10 protein-coding genes are annotated in these 16571 nt (G+C 57.8%); 8 read left to right on the plus strand and 2 right to left on the minus strand.

What is annotated here, in order from left to right; genetic code table 11:
* Positions 1 to 116: 116 nt before the first annotated feature.
* From M0G74_RS10215 to M0G74_RS10245, 7 genes are all read left to right on the plus strand, one after another.
* Positions 117 to 2774, plus strand: coding sequence for an exo 1,3/1,4-beta-D-glucan glucohydrolase (locus M0G74_RS10215; RefSeq protein WP_248216473.1), 2658 nt, complete (start codon positions 117 to 119; stop codon positions 2772 to 2774).
* Positions 2775 to 2780: 6 nt separating this feature from the next.
* Positions 2781 to 3770, plus strand: coding sequence for a DUF4380 domain-containing protein (locus M0G74_RS10220; protein WP_248216711.1), 990 nt, complete (start codon positions 2781 to 2783; stop codon positions 3768 to 3770).
* Positions 3771 to 3947: 177 nt separating this feature from the next.
* Positions 3948 to 4838: a DegV family protein gene (locus M0G74_RS10225; RefSeq protein WP_248216474.1), complete on the plus strand. Its 891-nt coding sequence runs from the start codon at positions 3948 to 3950 to the stop codon at positions 4836 to 4838.
* 156 nt (positions 4839 to 4994) lie between these two features.
* Complete coding sequence (locus tag M0G74_RS10230) at positions 4995 to 5795, plus strand: transporter (protein ID WP_248216475.1); 801 nt, start codon at positions 4995 to 4997, stop codon at positions 5793 to 5795.
* Positions 5796 to 5858: 63 nt separating this feature from the next.
* Positions 5859 to 7157, plus strand: coding sequence for an outer membrane protein transport protein (locus M0G74_RS10235; RefSeq protein ID WP_248216476.1), 1299 nt, complete (start codon positions 5859 to 5861; stop codon positions 7155 to 7157).
* A gap of 30 nt (positions 7158 to 7187) precedes the next feature.
* On the plus strand, positions 7188 to 8030 hold the full coding sequence (locus tag M0G74_RS10240) for a DUF2092 domain-containing protein (RefSeq protein ID WP_248216477.1): 843 nt from the start codon (positions 7188 to 7190) through the stop codon (positions 8028 to 8030).
* Positions 8023 to 8544 carry a hypothetical protein gene (locus tag M0G74_RS10245; RefSeq protein WP_248216478.1) on the plus strand — a complete coding sequence of 174 codons (522 nt, stop codon included), beginning with the start codon at positions 8023 to 8025 and terminating at the stop codon, positions 8542 to 8544. The genes M0G74_RS10240 and M0G74_RS10245 overlap by 8 nt, the downstream gene beginning before the upstream one ends.
* Positions 8545 to 8583: 39 nt before the next feature.
* Here the strand turns inward: M0G74_RS10245 and M0G74_RS10250 are convergent, their stop codons facing one another.
* Both M0G74_RS10250 and M0G74_RS10255 read right to left on the minus strand, forming a co-directional pair.
* The gene (locus M0G74_RS10250) at positions 8584 to 10176 is read right to left on the minus strand and encodes a phospholipase D family protein (protein ID WP_248216479.1); all 1593 of its coding nucleotides are present in this window, start codon (positions 10174 to 10176) and stop codon (positions 8584 to 8586) included.
* Between the two features lie 126 nt (positions 10177 to 10302).
* The gene (locus tag M0G74_RS10255) at positions 10303 to 11814 is read right to left on the minus strand and encodes an NAD(P)/FAD-dependent oxidoreductase (protein ID WP_248216480.1); all 1512 of its coding nucleotides are present in this window, start codon (positions 11812 to 11814) and stop codon (positions 10303 to 10305) included.
* Positions 11815 to 12786: 972 nt separating this feature from the next.
* On the opposite strand from M0G74_RS10255, the gene M0G74_RS10260 reads away from it, so the two are divergent.
* Positions 12787 to 16560: a S8 family serine peptidase gene (locus tag M0G74_RS10260; RefSeq protein WP_248216481.1), complete on the plus strand. Its 3774-nt coding sequence runs from the start codon at positions 12787 to 12789 to the stop codon at positions 16558 to 16560.
* Positions 16561 to 16571: the final 11 nt, after the last annotated feature.

Here is a 16571-nt window from a genome sequence, read left to right on the forward strand (position 1 = left end):
GCTAGCTCACCACCCCAGGCCTGACCGGGCGCTCCCGCCTTCACCCTTTAGCGGGGCGCCCGGCTTTTTTTACACGCATTCCCCCAGTCAGATTCAGCTTCACCTCCGGAGTCACCATGATTCAGAAGACCCGTCGCCCCTCCTGCCGTTCCAACCACATATCCAACTACCGCTCCGCCAAACGCCTGGCCGGCTCCATCGCTATCGCGATCGGTCTCAGCGCGTGTGGCGACGCAGGACAGCAAGTATCGAACGTCACAGCAGCTTCCTCTCCGGAACCCAGCGCTGCAAACACCGAAGCAAATTTTTCCCTGGATAACTGGCCCGCGCTCAAACCCGCTTTGCCCCGGGATGAAAAGCTCGAAGCCCGTATCGCCGGCCTTCTTGGGAAGATGACCCTGGAAGAAAAAGTCGGGCAGATGATGCAGGCAGAGATCAAGTCGATAACGCCGGAAGAAGTGAAGCAATACCACATCGGTTCCATCCTCAACGGCGGCGGCACCTTCCCCAACAACGACAAGTTCGCAACCCCGGACGACTGGCGCCAGCTGGCGGACGACTACTTTGCCGCATCCATGGACACCAGTGACGGCGGCGTGGCCATCCCGATTATCTGGGGATCAGACGCGGTACACGGTCATAACAATGTGATCGGCGCGACCCTCTTCCCCCACAACATTGGCCTCGGTGCTGCTCGCGACCCGGAGCTGATTCGCCGCATCGGCGAAGCCACGGCCCGTGAAGTTGCCGTTACCGGTGTGGACTGGACTTTCGCTCCCACCATTGCAGTAGTGCGCGACGACCGCTGGGGCCGCACCTTTGAAAGCTATTCCGAAGATCCGGAAATCGTCGCCGCCTACGCCCGGGAAATGATCAAGGGTATCCAGGGCGATAAATCTTCCGACGAATTCCTCGATGGCCGCCATCTGGTATCCGCCGCCAAACACTTTGTTGGCGACGGCGGCACTACCCGCGGTATCGATCGTGGCGACACCCAGGTAAGCGAAAAAGAACTGGCAGAGATCCACGCCGCCGGCTACATCACCGCGCTGGAATCCGGTGTGCAATCGGTGATGGCCTCCTTCAACAGCTGGAATGGCAAACGCCTGCACGGCCATCAATACCTGCTCACAGCGGTACTGAAAAATCGCCTGGGCTTTGACGGCTTCGTAGTGGGCGACTGGAACGGCCACCGCTTTGTGGACGGCTGCACCGTGGACAGCTGTGCCGCGGCGGTTAACGCCGGTCTGGATATGTTTATGATCACCGCCGAGTGGAAGGCCCTAATCAAAAACACCATCGCCCAGGTAAACAGTGGCGAAATTCCCATGAGCCGTATCGACGATGCGGTGAGCCGTATCCTGCGGGTCAAAATCCGCGCGGGGCTGTTTGAGCGCGACCGCCCGCTGGCAGGCAAGAACGGTATTCTCGGCAGCACCGAGCACCGCGCCATTGCCCGCGAAGCGGTGCGCAAATCCCTGGTACTGCTGAAAAACAACGACCAGCTGCTGCCGGTAGACGCACGCAAAAACATTCTGGTGGCCGGTAACGGCGCCGACAGCATTTCCAAGCAAAGCGGCGGCTGGACCATTTCCTGGCAGGGCACCGGCAATACTGCCGAAGATTTCCCGGGCGCAACTTCCATCTACACCGGTATCAAACAGGCGGTGGACGCCGCCGGCGGCAAGGTGGTGCTGAGTGAAAACGGCAAGCTGGACGCCAGTTCATTCAATGGCAAAAAGCCCGATGTGGCCATCGTGGTCTTCGGCGAAGATCCCTACGCGGAGTGGCACGGCGACCTGGCCAGTATCGAATTCCAGCTCGGCAGTAAGGAAGACCTGGAATTGCTGCAGAAACTCAATGCTCAGAATATTCCGGTGGTCAGCGTATTCCTGTCCGGCCGCCCACTGTGGGTGAATAAAGAACTGAACCTTTCCGACGCCTTCGTCGCTGCCTGGCTGCCTGGTTCGGAAGGCGCCGGAGTTGCGGATGTGCTGCTCACTGACGGTGATGGCAACCAACGCTACGACTTTACCGGCCGCCTTTCCTTCAGCTGGCCGGAGCTGGTGCACCAGACGGTTATCAACCGCGGCGATGAAGAGCGCGACGAAAACAAAACACCCCTGTTTTCCTACGGCTTCGGTCTGGATTATTCAAGCGACGTACAACTGGCCAATACGCTGAACGAAGATGGCGAATCCTATGTGGACGGCAAGCTGGAAGACGCCTGGCTGATGGTCTCTCGTCCACAGGCGCCGTGGAAGCTGTTCATTGCCGATGGCGAACAGCAACCGGTCTGGGTGAACGGCAATATGGCCCGCAGTGCCGACGACAATATCACCGTGGCTTCCATCGATATGCTGTCCCAGGAAGACGCCCGCGCACTGACCTGGAAAGGCCTGCGCGCCGGCAGTGTGGTATTGCAGACGCAAAAGCCCCAAGACCTCAGCCGTTACCTGGATGAAGGCGCCGCTCTGACCATGGATATTCGCGTTGATCAGGCACCGCAGGCGCCGGTGTACGCACAGATTTCCTGCGAAGGAAAAAATTGTCGCGGCGCCCTGCCCCTGCAACCTACGCTGGAAGCCCTGCCTCTGGGCGACTGGTCGCACGTGTCCATTGACCTGCGCTGCTTCGCCGACGCCGGTGCCGATTTTTCCAACGTCTCCCAGGGCCTGTCGTTGCACAGTGAGGGCAAACTGGCGATGGCCGTGGCCAATATCAAGTTTGTCCCCGGCGCGGGCGACCAGGCCCAGATTCGCTGTGGGAGCTGAGGCGTGATGATCAAGGGAGGGGTTACCAGAATCGCCGCCATTCTGGGGGTATCCGCGCTGCTGGCAACGTCTGCCAGTGCGGCGGAAAACGCCTCTATCCAGCTGACAAAGGATTCCCTGAAGCTGGCACTGGACCCACATTACGGCGGCCGCATTACCGAACTCTGGTACGGCAACCGCGACCTGCTGGCAGTACCGGAGCCGGGCGAAAACAGCTTCGGCTCCACCTTCTGGCTGAGCCCGCAGACCCTGTGGGACTGGCCGCCGATTCCGGAGCACGACACCGCGCCCTATGCCGTGTCCGCAAAAACGGCGGATTCGGCCACGCTCACCAGCGCCTTTGGCCACGGCGCCCGGGTGAGCAAAACCGTAACCCTGGACAACGGCAACGACGCCCGCGTGCACTACCGTATCGATGCCGACAGAGACTTCCCGGAAATAGCGGCCTGGGAAATAACCCGCGTTCCGAACCGGGGCCTGGCCTTTGCCCCGGTGACCACCGACAGCGTGAAAACCGTGCGTGGCAAGGTCGCCTACACACTGAATCGCGACACCCTGTGGCTGACGCTGGACGACAGCGCGCCGCTGGTCGAAGGCAAGGTCATTGCCAACAGCACCGAGGGCTGGCTGGCCTACGCGGTGGACCGCCTGCTGTATTTGAAGATTTATCCCCCGGTGGCGATGGACGACATGGCCACCGGCGAGGGCGATATCGAGCTGTACCTCAGTGGTGAGCTGCCGTATCTGGAGCTGGAAGTGCAGAGTGCCGCGCAACCACTGAAATCGGGCGAGGCACTCAACTGGTCCGTGCTGTGGCGTTTGGTCCCGATTCCCGAGACGGTGGCGATACACAGTGGTTCCCACGCCCTGATGCAATTCGCCCGCGACCAGGTGCAGCTGGCCGAGCGTCCTGTATCCAGTACCCCAGTATCCAGCATCCCAGTGAATTCCCCGGCGCCAAATCCGCAATTCACCCGAATACAGTCAGCACCTTGACTCGCTTGTGCCGCGGTAATTACCGCGGTTTTTTTTGCCCCGCATTCCCACGCGGCACCAGCCAGTCACAAATCGTTAGGTCAAACTTCCTCACCTCAACTGTCACCGCTTATGACAAAGTGCTAAATTTGACGCCAAATGCCTCCGGCAGTGGACCAGACAATAAGAGGTACCCCCATGGTTCAGTTAGTCGTCGATTCCGGCTGCGATTTACCTGATGAATTTTTGCGCAAATACAATGTTGCGGTTTTGCCGCACAGTGTCAGCGTGGGCAAAGACTCTTTTGGTGACCAGCGTAACCCCGCACAGATGAGCCACTTCTACGCTCGCTCCCTGGTTGACCGCTCCCGCCAGGTCAATTCCGGCCCCGCCGGTGAACCCGAGATCGAAAAGGTCATTTCCAGACTGATCCGACAGGGGCAGACGGACATCCTGGTCCAGACCATCAATGCCGCCAACAGTCCCACCTACACCAACGCGGTCAATGTGGCGCGCAAACTGGGTAGTGACACGGTGAACATCAACACCGTGGATTCCCACACCCTCTTCTCCGGCCAGGGGCTACTGGCGCTCTACACCCTGTCGCTGATCCAAAAGGGACTTACCGGCGCACAAATCAAATCCCGTGCGGAAGAGTTCGGACGCAAAATGGTGGGTTATGCAGCCATTCAGGATGTTTACTACCTGCGTGAACGCGGCCGCCAGAAAAATGAAAAAAGTGTGAGCTGGCTGAAGGCATTTATGGCCCGCTCCCTCGACCTGCACCCGATCCTCTCCATGACCTACCAGGGATCCGCGGTAGCCGACACGGTAAAAACCTACGACGGCTGTACCCACCGCCTGTTTGAACTGGCCGAAGAAAAAATGGCGGCCGATGAATTACTGATGCCTGCCGTGGTGGTCAGTATCGCCGGCCCTCTCAAAGACCTTGAAAAGGTACCCGGATTCAAGGCGTTTGAAAAAAAGGCCGCCGAGCACAAGGTAAAAATCTACCGCTCGGTGATGAGTCTGTCCGGCGGCATCAACCTCGGCCCCGGCACCGTGGCACTGGCCATCGCGGCCAAATAAATTTCGTCGTTCAGATCAGGCGACGTTAGATGTCGTCGCCTGATTGCTCCCCCCCCAACATCGATGTCGAGCAGAGCGACGCAGAAAAACAAAATACACCTGATCCATCTAGACTGAGGAAAGCTGTTTCACGACCTTTCCCCATAGGTGAAAAAGATGTATCAACGTTTCGCCGCGATCTTTGCCCTGATTCTCGCCCTGTGCAGTGTCAACGCAGTCGCTGATTCCGACCTTGCCAAACAACTCAGTAACCCGGTCTCGGATCTGATCAGTGTTCCCTTCCAGCACAACTGGGATAACCGCGTCGGCCCCATTGAGGGCGGACGCAAGTACACCCTGAATATCCAACCGGTCATTCCTATCTCCATCAGTGAAAACTGGAATCTGATCAGCCGCACTATTCTGCCGGTGATCAGCCAGGAAGCCATTTTTCCCGGCAGCGGAGACCAGACCGGCCTCGGCGATACGGTGCAAAGCCTCTTTTTTTCCCCAAAGCAACCAACCGCCGGCGGTATCACCTGGGGCGCAGGCCCGGCCTTTTTACTACCCACAGGGACAGAGCCGCTACTGGGTACTGAAAAATGGGGTGCAGGTCCCACCGGCGTGGTACTGAAACAGGCAGGCCCCTGGACCATTGGCACCCTCGCCAACCATATCTGGTCTTTTGCGGGAGACGACAACCGCGCCGACGTCAACAGCACCTTCATCCAACCATTCCTCGCCTACAACACCCCCACATCCTGGACCTTCACCGTGCAAACCGAGTCCACCTACGATTGGGAAACCGAGCAATGGAATGTGCCGGTGCACTTTCTGGTGGGGAAAGTGTTCAAAGTGGGCAAGCAAACCTATCAGGTGACTGCTGGACCGCGGTATTACGCGGAAAGCCCCGACGGCGGTGCCCAGGACTGGGGCTTCCGGCTCGCCTGGGTAATGCTGTTCCCCAAATCGAAATAGCCAAGATCCCGTTTCGTTAGTATTGAAATTTTCTGCCAGCGTCATTCCCTGAGGGAACAGGTTATGCAACAACAGCAACCGAGAAAATTGTGCACCGCAAAAAAAATGCTGCCGCTGTTCATCGTCGCACTCGCGGCACCCGCAGCACAGGCGGGTGGCATCATGTTGTGGCAGATAGGTACACCCACCCTCGGCACGGCCAGCGCTGGCTGGGCGGCAATGCCCGAAGATGCATCCACGGCATTTACCAATCCTGCAGGCACCGCATGGCGTGACAGTACGGAAATACGTGCTGCTGGACAGGCACTTTACGGCGATGTGGGATTCACCGATGGCGGCCTGAGTAATGTACCCGGCAATGACGGTGGCAACCCCATCGAGTGGTTTCCCGGCATGGGCGCCTTCGCCGCGGGCAAATTGACGGACAACATCGGCTGGGGTTTTGCCATGGCCGGCAACTTTGGCCTGGGACTCGATTACCACGACAACTGGGAAGGGCGGCGCTTTGTTCAGAACGTGGACCTGCTGGGCATGAGCCTGATTCCCTCCCTCAGCTGGCAGGTAAACGACTGCCTGTCCGTTGGCCTCGGCCTGAATGCCATGGCCAGCTATTTCAGTTTCCAGTCGGCGCCCCGCGCAGGATTGATTGATGAAGACGCCTACCTGCGCTTCAAGGATCTGGATATGGGGTACGGTGGTAACCTCGGTATCATCTACCGCCCGGTGAGTGGCACCACCTTCGGTATTACCTACACCTCCAAGGTGGAGTTTGAATTCAAAGATGACCTGAAACTGCGGGATTTCGGCCCGCTGTTCGAGCTTGCCGTTGGCCGCTTTGACGGCACCCGCACCACCATTGATATCAACGTGCCGGCAACGGTCACCGCCAGCCTGCAACAGGAGCTGACCGACGCCACCACACTATATGTGAACCTGGCGTGGCAGGACTGGTCCGAATACGCCGGTGTCAGCCTGGCCCTGGACAACCCCGCCCAGACCTCCGTTAAAGTCGACCGTGGCTATAAAGACACCGGTGCTTTCGCGCTGGGAGTACGCCATGAATTCAATCGGGGCATGCTGGAAGGCTGGTACCTGTCTACGGGTATTGCCCTGGAAAGCACCATGGCGGAAACCTATGCCATTACCGCCGATACCGTGACCAACGAATCCGTAACATTTGGGTTGGGAGCGGGCAAGAAATTGTGCCCGGGAGTTACCATGGACATGGGCTACAACTATGTTTCCCTGGGTGATATCGACATCAACCAGCAGGGACGCCCGCCCTTCAGTCCACGCCTGCAGGGCACCTTTGAAGACACCGTACTTCACTTCCTCGGCGGCTCCATTCAATTTGAATTCTGAGAAATTCATGGATCGCCAGGAGGGCACAATATGAAGACGCCGACACTTCTATTTTTCTGCCTTGCGCTCGCCAGCTTCGCGCTCTGGGCGCAGCAAGATGCGAAACCGGATACATCGCCGCACGAATCACCGAATACCGCCATTAACGAAGCGGCAACGGAAGCCAGAAAAATTGTGCGCTCCCTTGAAGAACATCTGTCGGGTAAGCCCCGCCTCACTTACGAAACCCAACTCACCTCCGATGTTGTGCTCGACAACGGGCAGAAAATCCAGATCGCCGGCACCACTCAGGTGTACTTCAAGCGCCCCAACCAGCTGATGGTGGAACTGGAAACCGACAGCATCCGTCGACAGATTTATCACGATGGCAAACAGCTGACGGTGATCGCGCCGAACGAAAAATATTACGGCATCATCGATGCAGACTCCTCCAGCATCGAAGCCATGATGAGCGCCGCCAATGACTACGGTCTCCAGGTTCCGCTGGTAGACCTGATCGCCTGGGGCGCAAAAGGGACTGAGTCACTGAAGGTCGATTCTGCTGTTTATATCGGCGAAACCCGGGTACAGGGTAAAGCCGTGGATCACTGGGCGTTTCGCGGCCCCAGACTGGACTGGGAAGTTTGGGTAACCCAGGGGGAAGACCCACTGCCATTAAAAATTTCCACCGTCAGCTACCACGACCCCAGTCAGCCGCGATTTACCGCCATCATCAAATGGAACGAGCGCGCGTCTATCCGGGACAGCCTGTTTACCCCGAAGATGGACAAAGACTTTCGCAAAATTCCGTTTAAAAAACTGCAGCCAGCGAACGCCGCGGATGCGAACACGATGGAAGAAAACAGCGGACGCAAGGAGGCAGGCAGTGAATAGCCCCTCGTATTTCAAACCCTCGGCACTGACCAGAGTCCTTGCCACACTGGCCACGACGAGTGTCCTGCTGTGGGGCGCCAGTGTGGCACTGGCACGTCCGGGATTCGGCGGTGGACACTTTGGCGGGCCAATGATGAATATTCACCCCGGGTTCGGCGGTGGAGTGGGAATTCGCACCATGCGACCAATGCGGCCGATGCGGCCAATGGAAGGGGGAATTCACCGGGTACCGCCCTACCATGGCCCGCGCCCGGAGCATCTCCCACCCCATGGCGGCGGCGGAGATCATCATCACAATGACCACCACCACGGCCACTACTGGCCCTACCCCGCCCCCGGATACTGGGCCGGTGTCGCCACCGGCGCGGCAGTCGGAGGCATGGTGTACAGCCTGCCGGGAGAGTGCGTAGAGCGGGTCGTCAACGATGTCACTTACAAGAACTGTGGCGGTACCTGGTATCGCCCTAGCTATGCCGGTACCCAGGTCGTCTACGAAGTGGTGCCCGCGCCCTGAACCGGCACCAAGCGCGATCTGCCATTCAAAGTCCACTCGTCAGATTTGCGACTCAACCGGCAACCAGGAAAGCAGCCAGGATAGCGTCCGCTGCCACCAGGTAGTTTCCGGGTCTTTGTGCATTACCAGAGGATTTCCTTCATCATCCTGCGCGTGCCATTCAAGCTGATTGGCGTCTGACAGTTTCACCGCCCAGGCCGAGTCTGCCGCTACCCAATCTTCAAATAAGTCCTGAAGCTGTTGGTTGATCTCCGCATTTTCCATCAACAAGCCGATCTCGGTGTTGAGCAACAGTGAACGACCATCGAGATTGATCGAGCCGACAAATCCGAGATTGCGATCGACCACAAAGGTTTTTGCATGCAGCGTTGCCCGGGACTCTCCTCGGAACCATTTCTTGCGTCGCTCTTGTCCCGCTACCGTGCGCAACTCCCACAGGCCAACCCCCGCTTGCAACAGGCGTTTGCGATAGCGCGCGTAAGCGCCGTGCACAATAGCCACATCGTTACTGCTCAACGAATTGGTGAGAATGCCGACATTCACCCCCCGCTTCTCCAGCCCAGTAAACAGATCGGTACCGATAACACCGGGAATAAAATACGCGGCGCTGATATTGAGCCGCTCGCTCGCGCTTTGAATGATTTCCTCCAACTGGAATCCCGGATATTCCTCGCGGGGAATATTGTCTTCACCCAGTGCTTTTTCCGGAGGGTCGGCCAACAGCCGCGCTTTTCCCCATTGGAAAGGCAGGTCACCATCGGACAACTCCGCGGCCAAGCGGCTTTGCTCCAGCGCGCGGGAAAATTCACTGCCCTTTTCCTCCGCCAGCAGCTTGCGGGTGCGCTTGCGCAGTTCATCCAGGGTATGTGTCTCGTCATTCGCAATCAGCAACTCAGACACAGGGACCGAAACCTGATTGTTCCAGTAGTTATCGAAGATTTTCCCCGCCTGCGGTAACACTTCGCCAATGGCCAGCAAATCCACATCGAGAAACTCGACGGTGGATTTGGAAAAGTACCCATCGGCAATATTGCGCCCGCCGGTAATCATCGCCAGACCATCGGCCACCAGCAGTTTGTTGTGCATGCGGTGATTGATGCGCCCCAGATTCAACGCCTGCTCCAACACACGCTTGGGACCGCTGCGCCCCTCCACCGGATTGAACACCCGGATTTGCATATTCGGGTGCCGATCCAGGGCCAGGATCCAGGGATTGACGACGCGGGTGCCGAGATCGTCCACCAGCAGGCGTACACGTACACCGCGATCTGCCGCCTTCAACAACAGGCTGGTGAGCAGGTGGCCGACGCTGTCGTCTTCGTAGATGTAGTACTTGAGATCGAGGGACACCGTCGCCTCTTCGACCAGCACCGCGCGGGCCACAAAGGCTGACAGGCCATCGGACAAGAGGTAAAACCCGGACTCACTCGCGGACTGTGTCGCCAGGGCGTCGTGGATACCGACGGCAAGCCGGGAATCGATGGCGGGTTTCAGGCTGGTTGTCACGGTTCGCTGTTTTGCAGTCATCCCGGTACCGGTATCCGAGGAGTCCCCACAACCCGACAGCAGCGCCACCAATAACGCCACCAATAAGGCCAGGTTCAGTAAACGAGTTGCGGGAACTGGAATCATGATGCTGAAGAATTCGACCTGGTAACACAACGCGCCCGAGCGTCACGGGGATTCACAAGTGTCTCGCCGGGTCTTCAGAATACAGTCTAGTCGCTCACTCGCAGCTATCCCCTGTCGGCACTGCGGCTATTCCACTGCCGCGTGATCCTTTGCGAGTTGATGTTCCTCTTTTCCCCCTTGTTCGGTCAGCGCGGAATAAAAGTTGAGGACGCCATCCTCGATAGGTGCTTCCAGCAGTATCGCTTTATCCCGCTCGTAATCATTCAGCAGTCGCCAAGGGTAACTGGTGCCCTGGCGGGGCAGCAGGTGGTCGGCCCTGGCCACGTAGCCGGACTGCAGGGCCGCCATTACCGACTCTTCTGCAAGACAGCCTTCGCGATCAACCGGCAGGAAGACGCCGTAGCCTGATGCCCGCATGTGCTTGAGCAAGCGGCCGATATAGGCGCCGGACAGATCCGACTTCAGTGTCCAGGCGGCATTGGTGTAACCAAACACCCAGGCCATATTGGGCACCCCCTCCATCAGCACGCCCTTGTAAGTCAGGCGGTTGCGCATATCCACCGCCTGGCCATCCACCGTGAGCGACATGCCTCCAAGTAGTTGCAGCTTCAACCCGGTCGCGGTGACCACCAGATCCGCCGCCAGCTCGGTACCGGATTTCAGGCGAATGCCATCTTCCGTAAAACGGTCAATTTCGTCGGTCACCACCGCCGCGCGCCCGGACTTGATGGCTTCGAACAGATCGCCGTCCGGCACGGCGCACAGGCGCTGGTCCCAGGGTTGGTAGCTCGGAGTAAAGTGGCGCATGTCCGCGCTGCCCGCCAGAGACTTCCTGACGCCGCGCAGCATCAGCCGACGGATGAGATTTGGCCAGCGTTTGGAAAGCTTGAACAACAGTCGGTGCAGTGTCAGGTTGCGGCGCCGGGCAAAGCGGTATACCCAGGATTCCGGAAGTAGCTTGTTCAGTAGAGCCAGCAGATGATCGCGGCCCGGCATCGACAGGATATAAGTCGGCGACCGCTGCAGCATGGTGACCTGCGCAGCCTGCTCCGCCAGCGCCGGCACCAGGGTCACCGCGGTGGCACCACTGCCAATCACAATGACCTTCTTGCCGCGGTAATCCAGGTCCTCCGGCCAGTGCTGCGGGTGCACCAGCTGGCCCGCATATGTTTCCTGCCCGGGAAACGCCGGTGCGTGACCCCCGGCATAGTCATAGTATCCGGTGCATGAGATGAGTACCGAACAGCGGTAGCGCACTTCTGCACCGTCACACTGAGCAACCAACTCCCAACGCTGCTTGGCGCTGTCCCAGTTGGCGGATATCAGGTCGACGCCAAAATGAATGCGCTCACTGACGTTATAAGCCTCAGCGGTTTCCGCCAGGTACTGGCGAATGGATGGGCCGTCGGCCAGAACCTGGTCGCCGTTCCAGGGGCGAAAGCTGTACCCGAAGGTGAACATGTCGGAGTCCGAACGAATCCCCGGGTAACGGAACAGGTCCCAGGTGCCGCCGATGCGCTGGCGGCGCTCCAGAATAGCGAACTGCCGTTCGGGGCAGTCGCGCATCAGGTGGCAGGCGGTGCCGATGCCGGACAGACCGGCGCCGATGATCAGGGTCTCAATATGGTGCACAGACATCGCTTACTATCGCTTCCTCGCTGGGATTGATTATTGTTTTGCGTCCAGTGTCGCCACTTTTCCAGCACTTGTGAAGCCCATTTCTGGTACTCGAGAACCCTCGACAAGGGTGAATGGCCTCCTGCTTCTGAAGTTGGCAACTACTACTTCAGTGCCGCCACCTACACCTCTACCAACACCTCTACCAACGCCAGCCGCCGGCAGTGCAGAACCCAGGCACACTCCACCACCTCGATTAAGGTTATTTAAGGCCACCGGTTTTTAATGGCGTCCGCGAATAACAGTAAAAAATACCGCCCCTTCTAAAGAAGATATTTATCTCCTTTGCTCCCAACACTGCAATAGCGGCACTTTTAAAACGTATTCTCATAAAACCTGAGATTTATTCAAAAAATAAAAAATAAAAAGTACCTATATGGAATCTTTTCCTCTTTGAAAGCTGAGTGCTGCCCTTCACGAATCCACAAGCCGGGTTAAAAAACTCATCGAGTTTCTCTCCTATTTGTTAACTCCATCAACATAAAACCACCAATATAAAATCGACAACCCGGTCAAAAAACCACACCAGAAAAAACAAATTCCTCAAAATGTTTGAACCACTTAAAAAATCCAAAAATATTACAAATGACCGGTAGACAAGAAAAAACGCTCGTACATAGAATCGATCGGGTAGGTTAATACCAACACCTAGTTTTCTGACTATCCCGCATATGGGCGCCAGCCTCAGTGCTAAAGGTTTTGAAGTAGTTATGCACTATCCGAGCAGTTTCGTTGTGACCTGAAAGCACATCAGCCACCCCAATATTTCTTGCACCAAACCCGACCGCGCAAGCACCGGTATAGTGCAGCGATATTGCTATATGCTCGTGAAATTGAATACCTGCTCAGACCGTGCAACTGCCGCATGCGCCAACTTGCAATTGGTTGAAAGGTTCGTTGGTAAAATAAATTTCGAAAGATAAGGCTAATAAAATGAAACAATTTTTCGGAGTGCGTCGTATTGCCGCGGCAATCATTGCCGCTTCAAGTGGACTGGCAACAGTTCCCGCACTTGCTCAAGAAGAGACACTCAGTGAAGTACCTGCCGGCGGCGAACTGACATTCACATTAATTACCGGTGACAAGGTTACTGCCGTTGTTAAAAATGACGGTGCGCTCGCCGGCATCCGGCTTCTTGGTGAAGACGGCAATGAAGTCATTACCAGTATTTTCCAGTACGGCAAGGGCACCTATGTAATCCCTCCGAAAGCGCAACCGCTGGTGGATGCGAAAGCCGTAGACCTGGAGCTGTTCAACATCAGCAAGCTGCACGAAAGCGGTTACGACGACGCGTCTACCAGCAAATTGCCGGTGATCGTCGAATATACCGATGGCGCCCTTGCGGGTGCTGCCACTCCGGAAGTGCTCAACGGTATGTCATTGACCGGCGAAATCGAAATCATCGACAGCGCGGCTTTTGGTATCGATAAGTCGCAAGCCGCCGAAGTCTGGGCAAAGCTGACCAGCAAAGGCAATGTGGAAGGCGTATGGCTGGATGCGTTTGTGCACGCGCACAAGGTTTCCAGCGCGCAAACCTTGACGCCCACGGTACCTCTCACTGGCGCCAAGGGTGAATTTGCCGCGCAGTTCAATGGTGAAGGCGTAACCGTCGCGGTGCTGGACACTGGCTATGATGTGGAGCACACCGACCTCGCGGGCCAGGTTATCGCCTCCATGGACTTCACCTACTCCCGCAACGGCGTGGATGATTTGAACGGCCACGGTACCCACACCGCTTCAACCATTGCCGGTACCGGCGCCGAGTCAAATGGCCTCTGGGCAGGCATGGCACCCGGTGCAGACCTTGTGGTCGGAAAAGTACTCGGCAACACCGGCGGTGGCTCCACTTACGGCATTATGAACGGCATGATCTGGGCAGTTAACCAGGGCGCCGACATTGTCAGCATGTCCCTCGGCGGCAGCGCTACTTCCTGTGACGGTCCAATGGTGGATCTGGTAGAAGCCCTGAGCGACCAGGCCCTGTTCGTGATCTCTGCGGGCAATAACTTCACCCGTGAAACCGTCGGCTCTCCAGGCTGCGCACCGAGCGCACTGACGGTGGGTGCGGTCGACCGGGAAAACCAGACTGCGGTCTTTTCCTCGCGCGGTCCTTCTCCGGATGGCCATTCCGCCAAGCCGGATATTACTTCCCAGGGTGTGGATGTGGTCGCCGCCGCTTCCGGTGGTTTTGGTGATACCGGTTATGTTTCCCTGTCCGGTACTTCCATGTCCGCGCCCCACGTATCCGGTGGCGCCGCCATTCTCAAACAATCGCGCCCGGACCTGACCCCGCGCCAGCTGAAAAAAGTCCTGACCTCCTCCGTAGCCCTCAGTGACGCACACGTGCTGGAACAAGGCGCCGGACCGATGGACGTCAATGCAGCAGTAGTACAGGCAGTCGTCGCCGAGCCGAACCGCGAACTCGGACGTTTCGCCTACGGCCAAGCCTACGAACTGACAGAGACCTCCATCACCCTGGAAAACCTGTCCGGCGAAGACAAAACCTTCAAGCTGAAACTGGACCTGATCGGTGAAGACGGCTCCACCCAACTGCCGGCCACCATTGCAGGCCTGGGTATCAAATCCGTCACCGTGCCGGCCAACAGCACCGCCGCAGTACCGGTTTGGATAGACCCGGAAGTGTCCCTGCGCAGTGGCGCTTACGGCACCATCACCGGCCGCATTACCGGAACCAGCACGGGTAACAGCGACGAACGCATCACCGTGCCCGTGTCCTTCTGGATCGACCAGCCGACCGTCGAGCTTAGCTTCAACGTCACCGACAACCGCGGCAAGCCAGCAGCTTCTCCGTCCAAAGTCTACCTGATGAACGATGAGGACGACTGGGGCCGCTATGTAAGCCTGCAAAATGGTACGGCTACCGTTGCGGTACCGGAAGGCGAATACAGCATTGTCGCCAACATCATGACCTACGATAACGACGCCGACGTCGGTGGACTGGTCGAATCCGCGGCGCAAATGGCGGTACTGCGTCGCAAGGTCAGCGCGGATACGCATATCGATTTCGACGCGCGCAATGCTCAGAAGCTGGAGTTCAAGGCAGACCAGCCACTGGCACCCCAGGGCTACTCCTTCGGCTTTACCTACGCCTTGGACGACGCCAAAGTTGCCAAACTCGCAGCCATCGAACTGGCTCCGGACTACGTCAACAACTTCTATGCCTGGTCCCAGGGCCACGACGATCGTTTCCGCTCCTTTGTGACGACCCGTGCGGTAGCGCCGGAAACCGTTATGACCATGGAAAATGGCGAAGTGCTCGAGTATGTAAACCAGGGCCTCGCTCTGAGTTACCACGGTGAAGGCAGTGCCGAAATCGTCCCTGTGGGTGATGCCGGCTACAGCACAGACTGGTCCCAGTTTGACCTGGAAGGCAAGATTGCCCTCATTTCCAACCCTTATTACCTCACGTCGTACATGGTCGGTAACGCCATGAGCGCCGGCGCCATCGGGGTGATCGCCTACCGTCCAAATACCAATGGCCGCTACAAGGGCATCATTTCCGGCACGCCGAAAATCCCTGTGGTGGCATTGAGCGCAGAACAGGGCGCGCGTCTGCACGCCGAAGTGGAAGCGGGTAACAACAAGGTCAGCTGGTCCGGTATCGCGCCGGAGCGCAGCCCCTACGCCTACTCCATCAACCACATCACCCTGGGTCAGATTGACGGCGGCCAGGTACGCATCCACGACGACCAGATGCACAAGATCACTGCCCAATACCATTCCCAGAACGGCGACAGACCCGCCTGGACCGATGTGATGGCGATGACCAACAGCACCGGCGAGTTTTACTCAACCGGCAGCCCGCAACTGGTGATGACTCCGGTGAAGCGCGATGAGTACTACACCGCGACCAGCAGAAATGCCTGGACCAACATCGTCATGCCGTACCAACAGCTTGGCCCCAACGGTGGCTACTTCGATGGTCCGCGCTTGATGACCGCCGGCGCCAAAGAAGAAACCACCTGGTTCAAGACGCCCCGCAGCAGCACCCTGTTAACCAGCGGCTCGCCGATTGCCTACCGCAACACCAACGCCATCCAGTTCAACTTCGCGCCCTTCGGCGACGCGTCCGGACACGATGGCACCGGTGGCTACAACGGCTCTTCCGCGTACGGTATCCGGGTGAATGGCGAAGCGCAGTATCTGGACGGCGGCATGCTCACCGTGCCCCACGGTGCAACCCAGATCACTCTGGAAACCCGATACTACTCCCGCGGCGTGGGCGAGCGCTCTCCCATCCGTGACGAGCTGGGCTCCTTCTTCCAGGGGCTCTATACCTTCAACACCGACAACAGCCAGCAAGGTGCGCAGTCGGTGCTGATGCCGGTCATTGATCTGCCGGTCAGTGTCGAAAACACCGCGCCCGCCGGCGAGCCGATGGAGGTCAAACTCTCCGGTATCACCGACCTGGGTGAAGAGGAACTGGCTTCAGTATCCCTGCAATACGGCTACGGACAAGAGTGTGTAACCGACTACATTTCCGCCTATGCATATTGCCCGGTAACGACCAAGTTCTCTGCCAGTGGCTGGATGGATGCAGAAGTGAAAAAGATCGATGGCGAATGGGTAGCGGTAGTTCCCAATGACGCGCCCGCCGGCGACTTTGTACACCTGCGAGTAGAAATGAGCAGCCAACAAGGCAGCCACTCCGAGCAGACGACCCTGCGCAGCTACAAGCTGAATTAATCTTCAGCCAG

This window comes from Microbulbifer sp. CAU 1566, assembly GCF_023156515.1.
Lineage (GTDB): Bacteria > Pseudomonadota > Gammaproteobacteria > Pseudomonadales > Cellvibrionaceae > Microbulbifer.

Excerpts from the sequence above, each read along its gene's own strand:
- M0G74_RS10215 (WP_248216473.1), top strand. The coding sequence starts at position 117 with ATGATTCAGAAGACCCGTCGCCCCTCCTGCCGTTCCAACCACATATCC.
- M0G74_RS10220 (WP_248216711.1), top strand. The coding sequence starts at position 2,781 with ATGATCAAGGGAGGGGTTACCAGAATCGCCGCCATTCTGGGGGTATCC.
- M0G74_RS10225 (WP_248216474.1), top strand. The coding sequence starts at position 3,948 with ATGGTTCAGTTAGTCGTCGATTCCGGCTGCGATTTACCTGATGAATTT.
- M0G74_RS10230 (WP_248216475.1), top strand. The coding sequence starts at position 4,995 with ATGTATCAACGTTTCGCCGCGATCTTTGCCCTGATTCTCGCCCTGTGC.
- M0G74_RS10235 (WP_248216476.1), top strand. The coding sequence starts at position 5,859 with ATGCAACAACAGCAACCGAGAAAATTGTGCACCGCAAAAAAAATGCTG.
- M0G74_RS10240 (WP_248216477.1), top strand. The coding sequence starts at position 7,188 with ATGAAGACGCCGACACTTCTATTTTTCTGCCTTGCGCTCGCCAGCTTC.
- M0G74_RS10250 (WP_248216479.1), bottom strand. The coding sequence starts at position 10,176 with ATGATTCCAGTTCCCGCAACTCGTTTACTGAACCTGGCCTTATTGGTG.
- M0G74_RS10255 (WP_248216480.1), bottom strand. The coding sequence starts at position 11,814 with ATGTCTGTGCACCATATTGAGACCCTGATCATCGGCGCCGGTCTGTCC.
- M0G74_RS10260 (WP_248216481.1), top strand. The coding sequence starts at position 12,787 with ATGAAACAATTTTTCGGAGTGCGTCGTATTGCCGCGGCAATCATTGCC.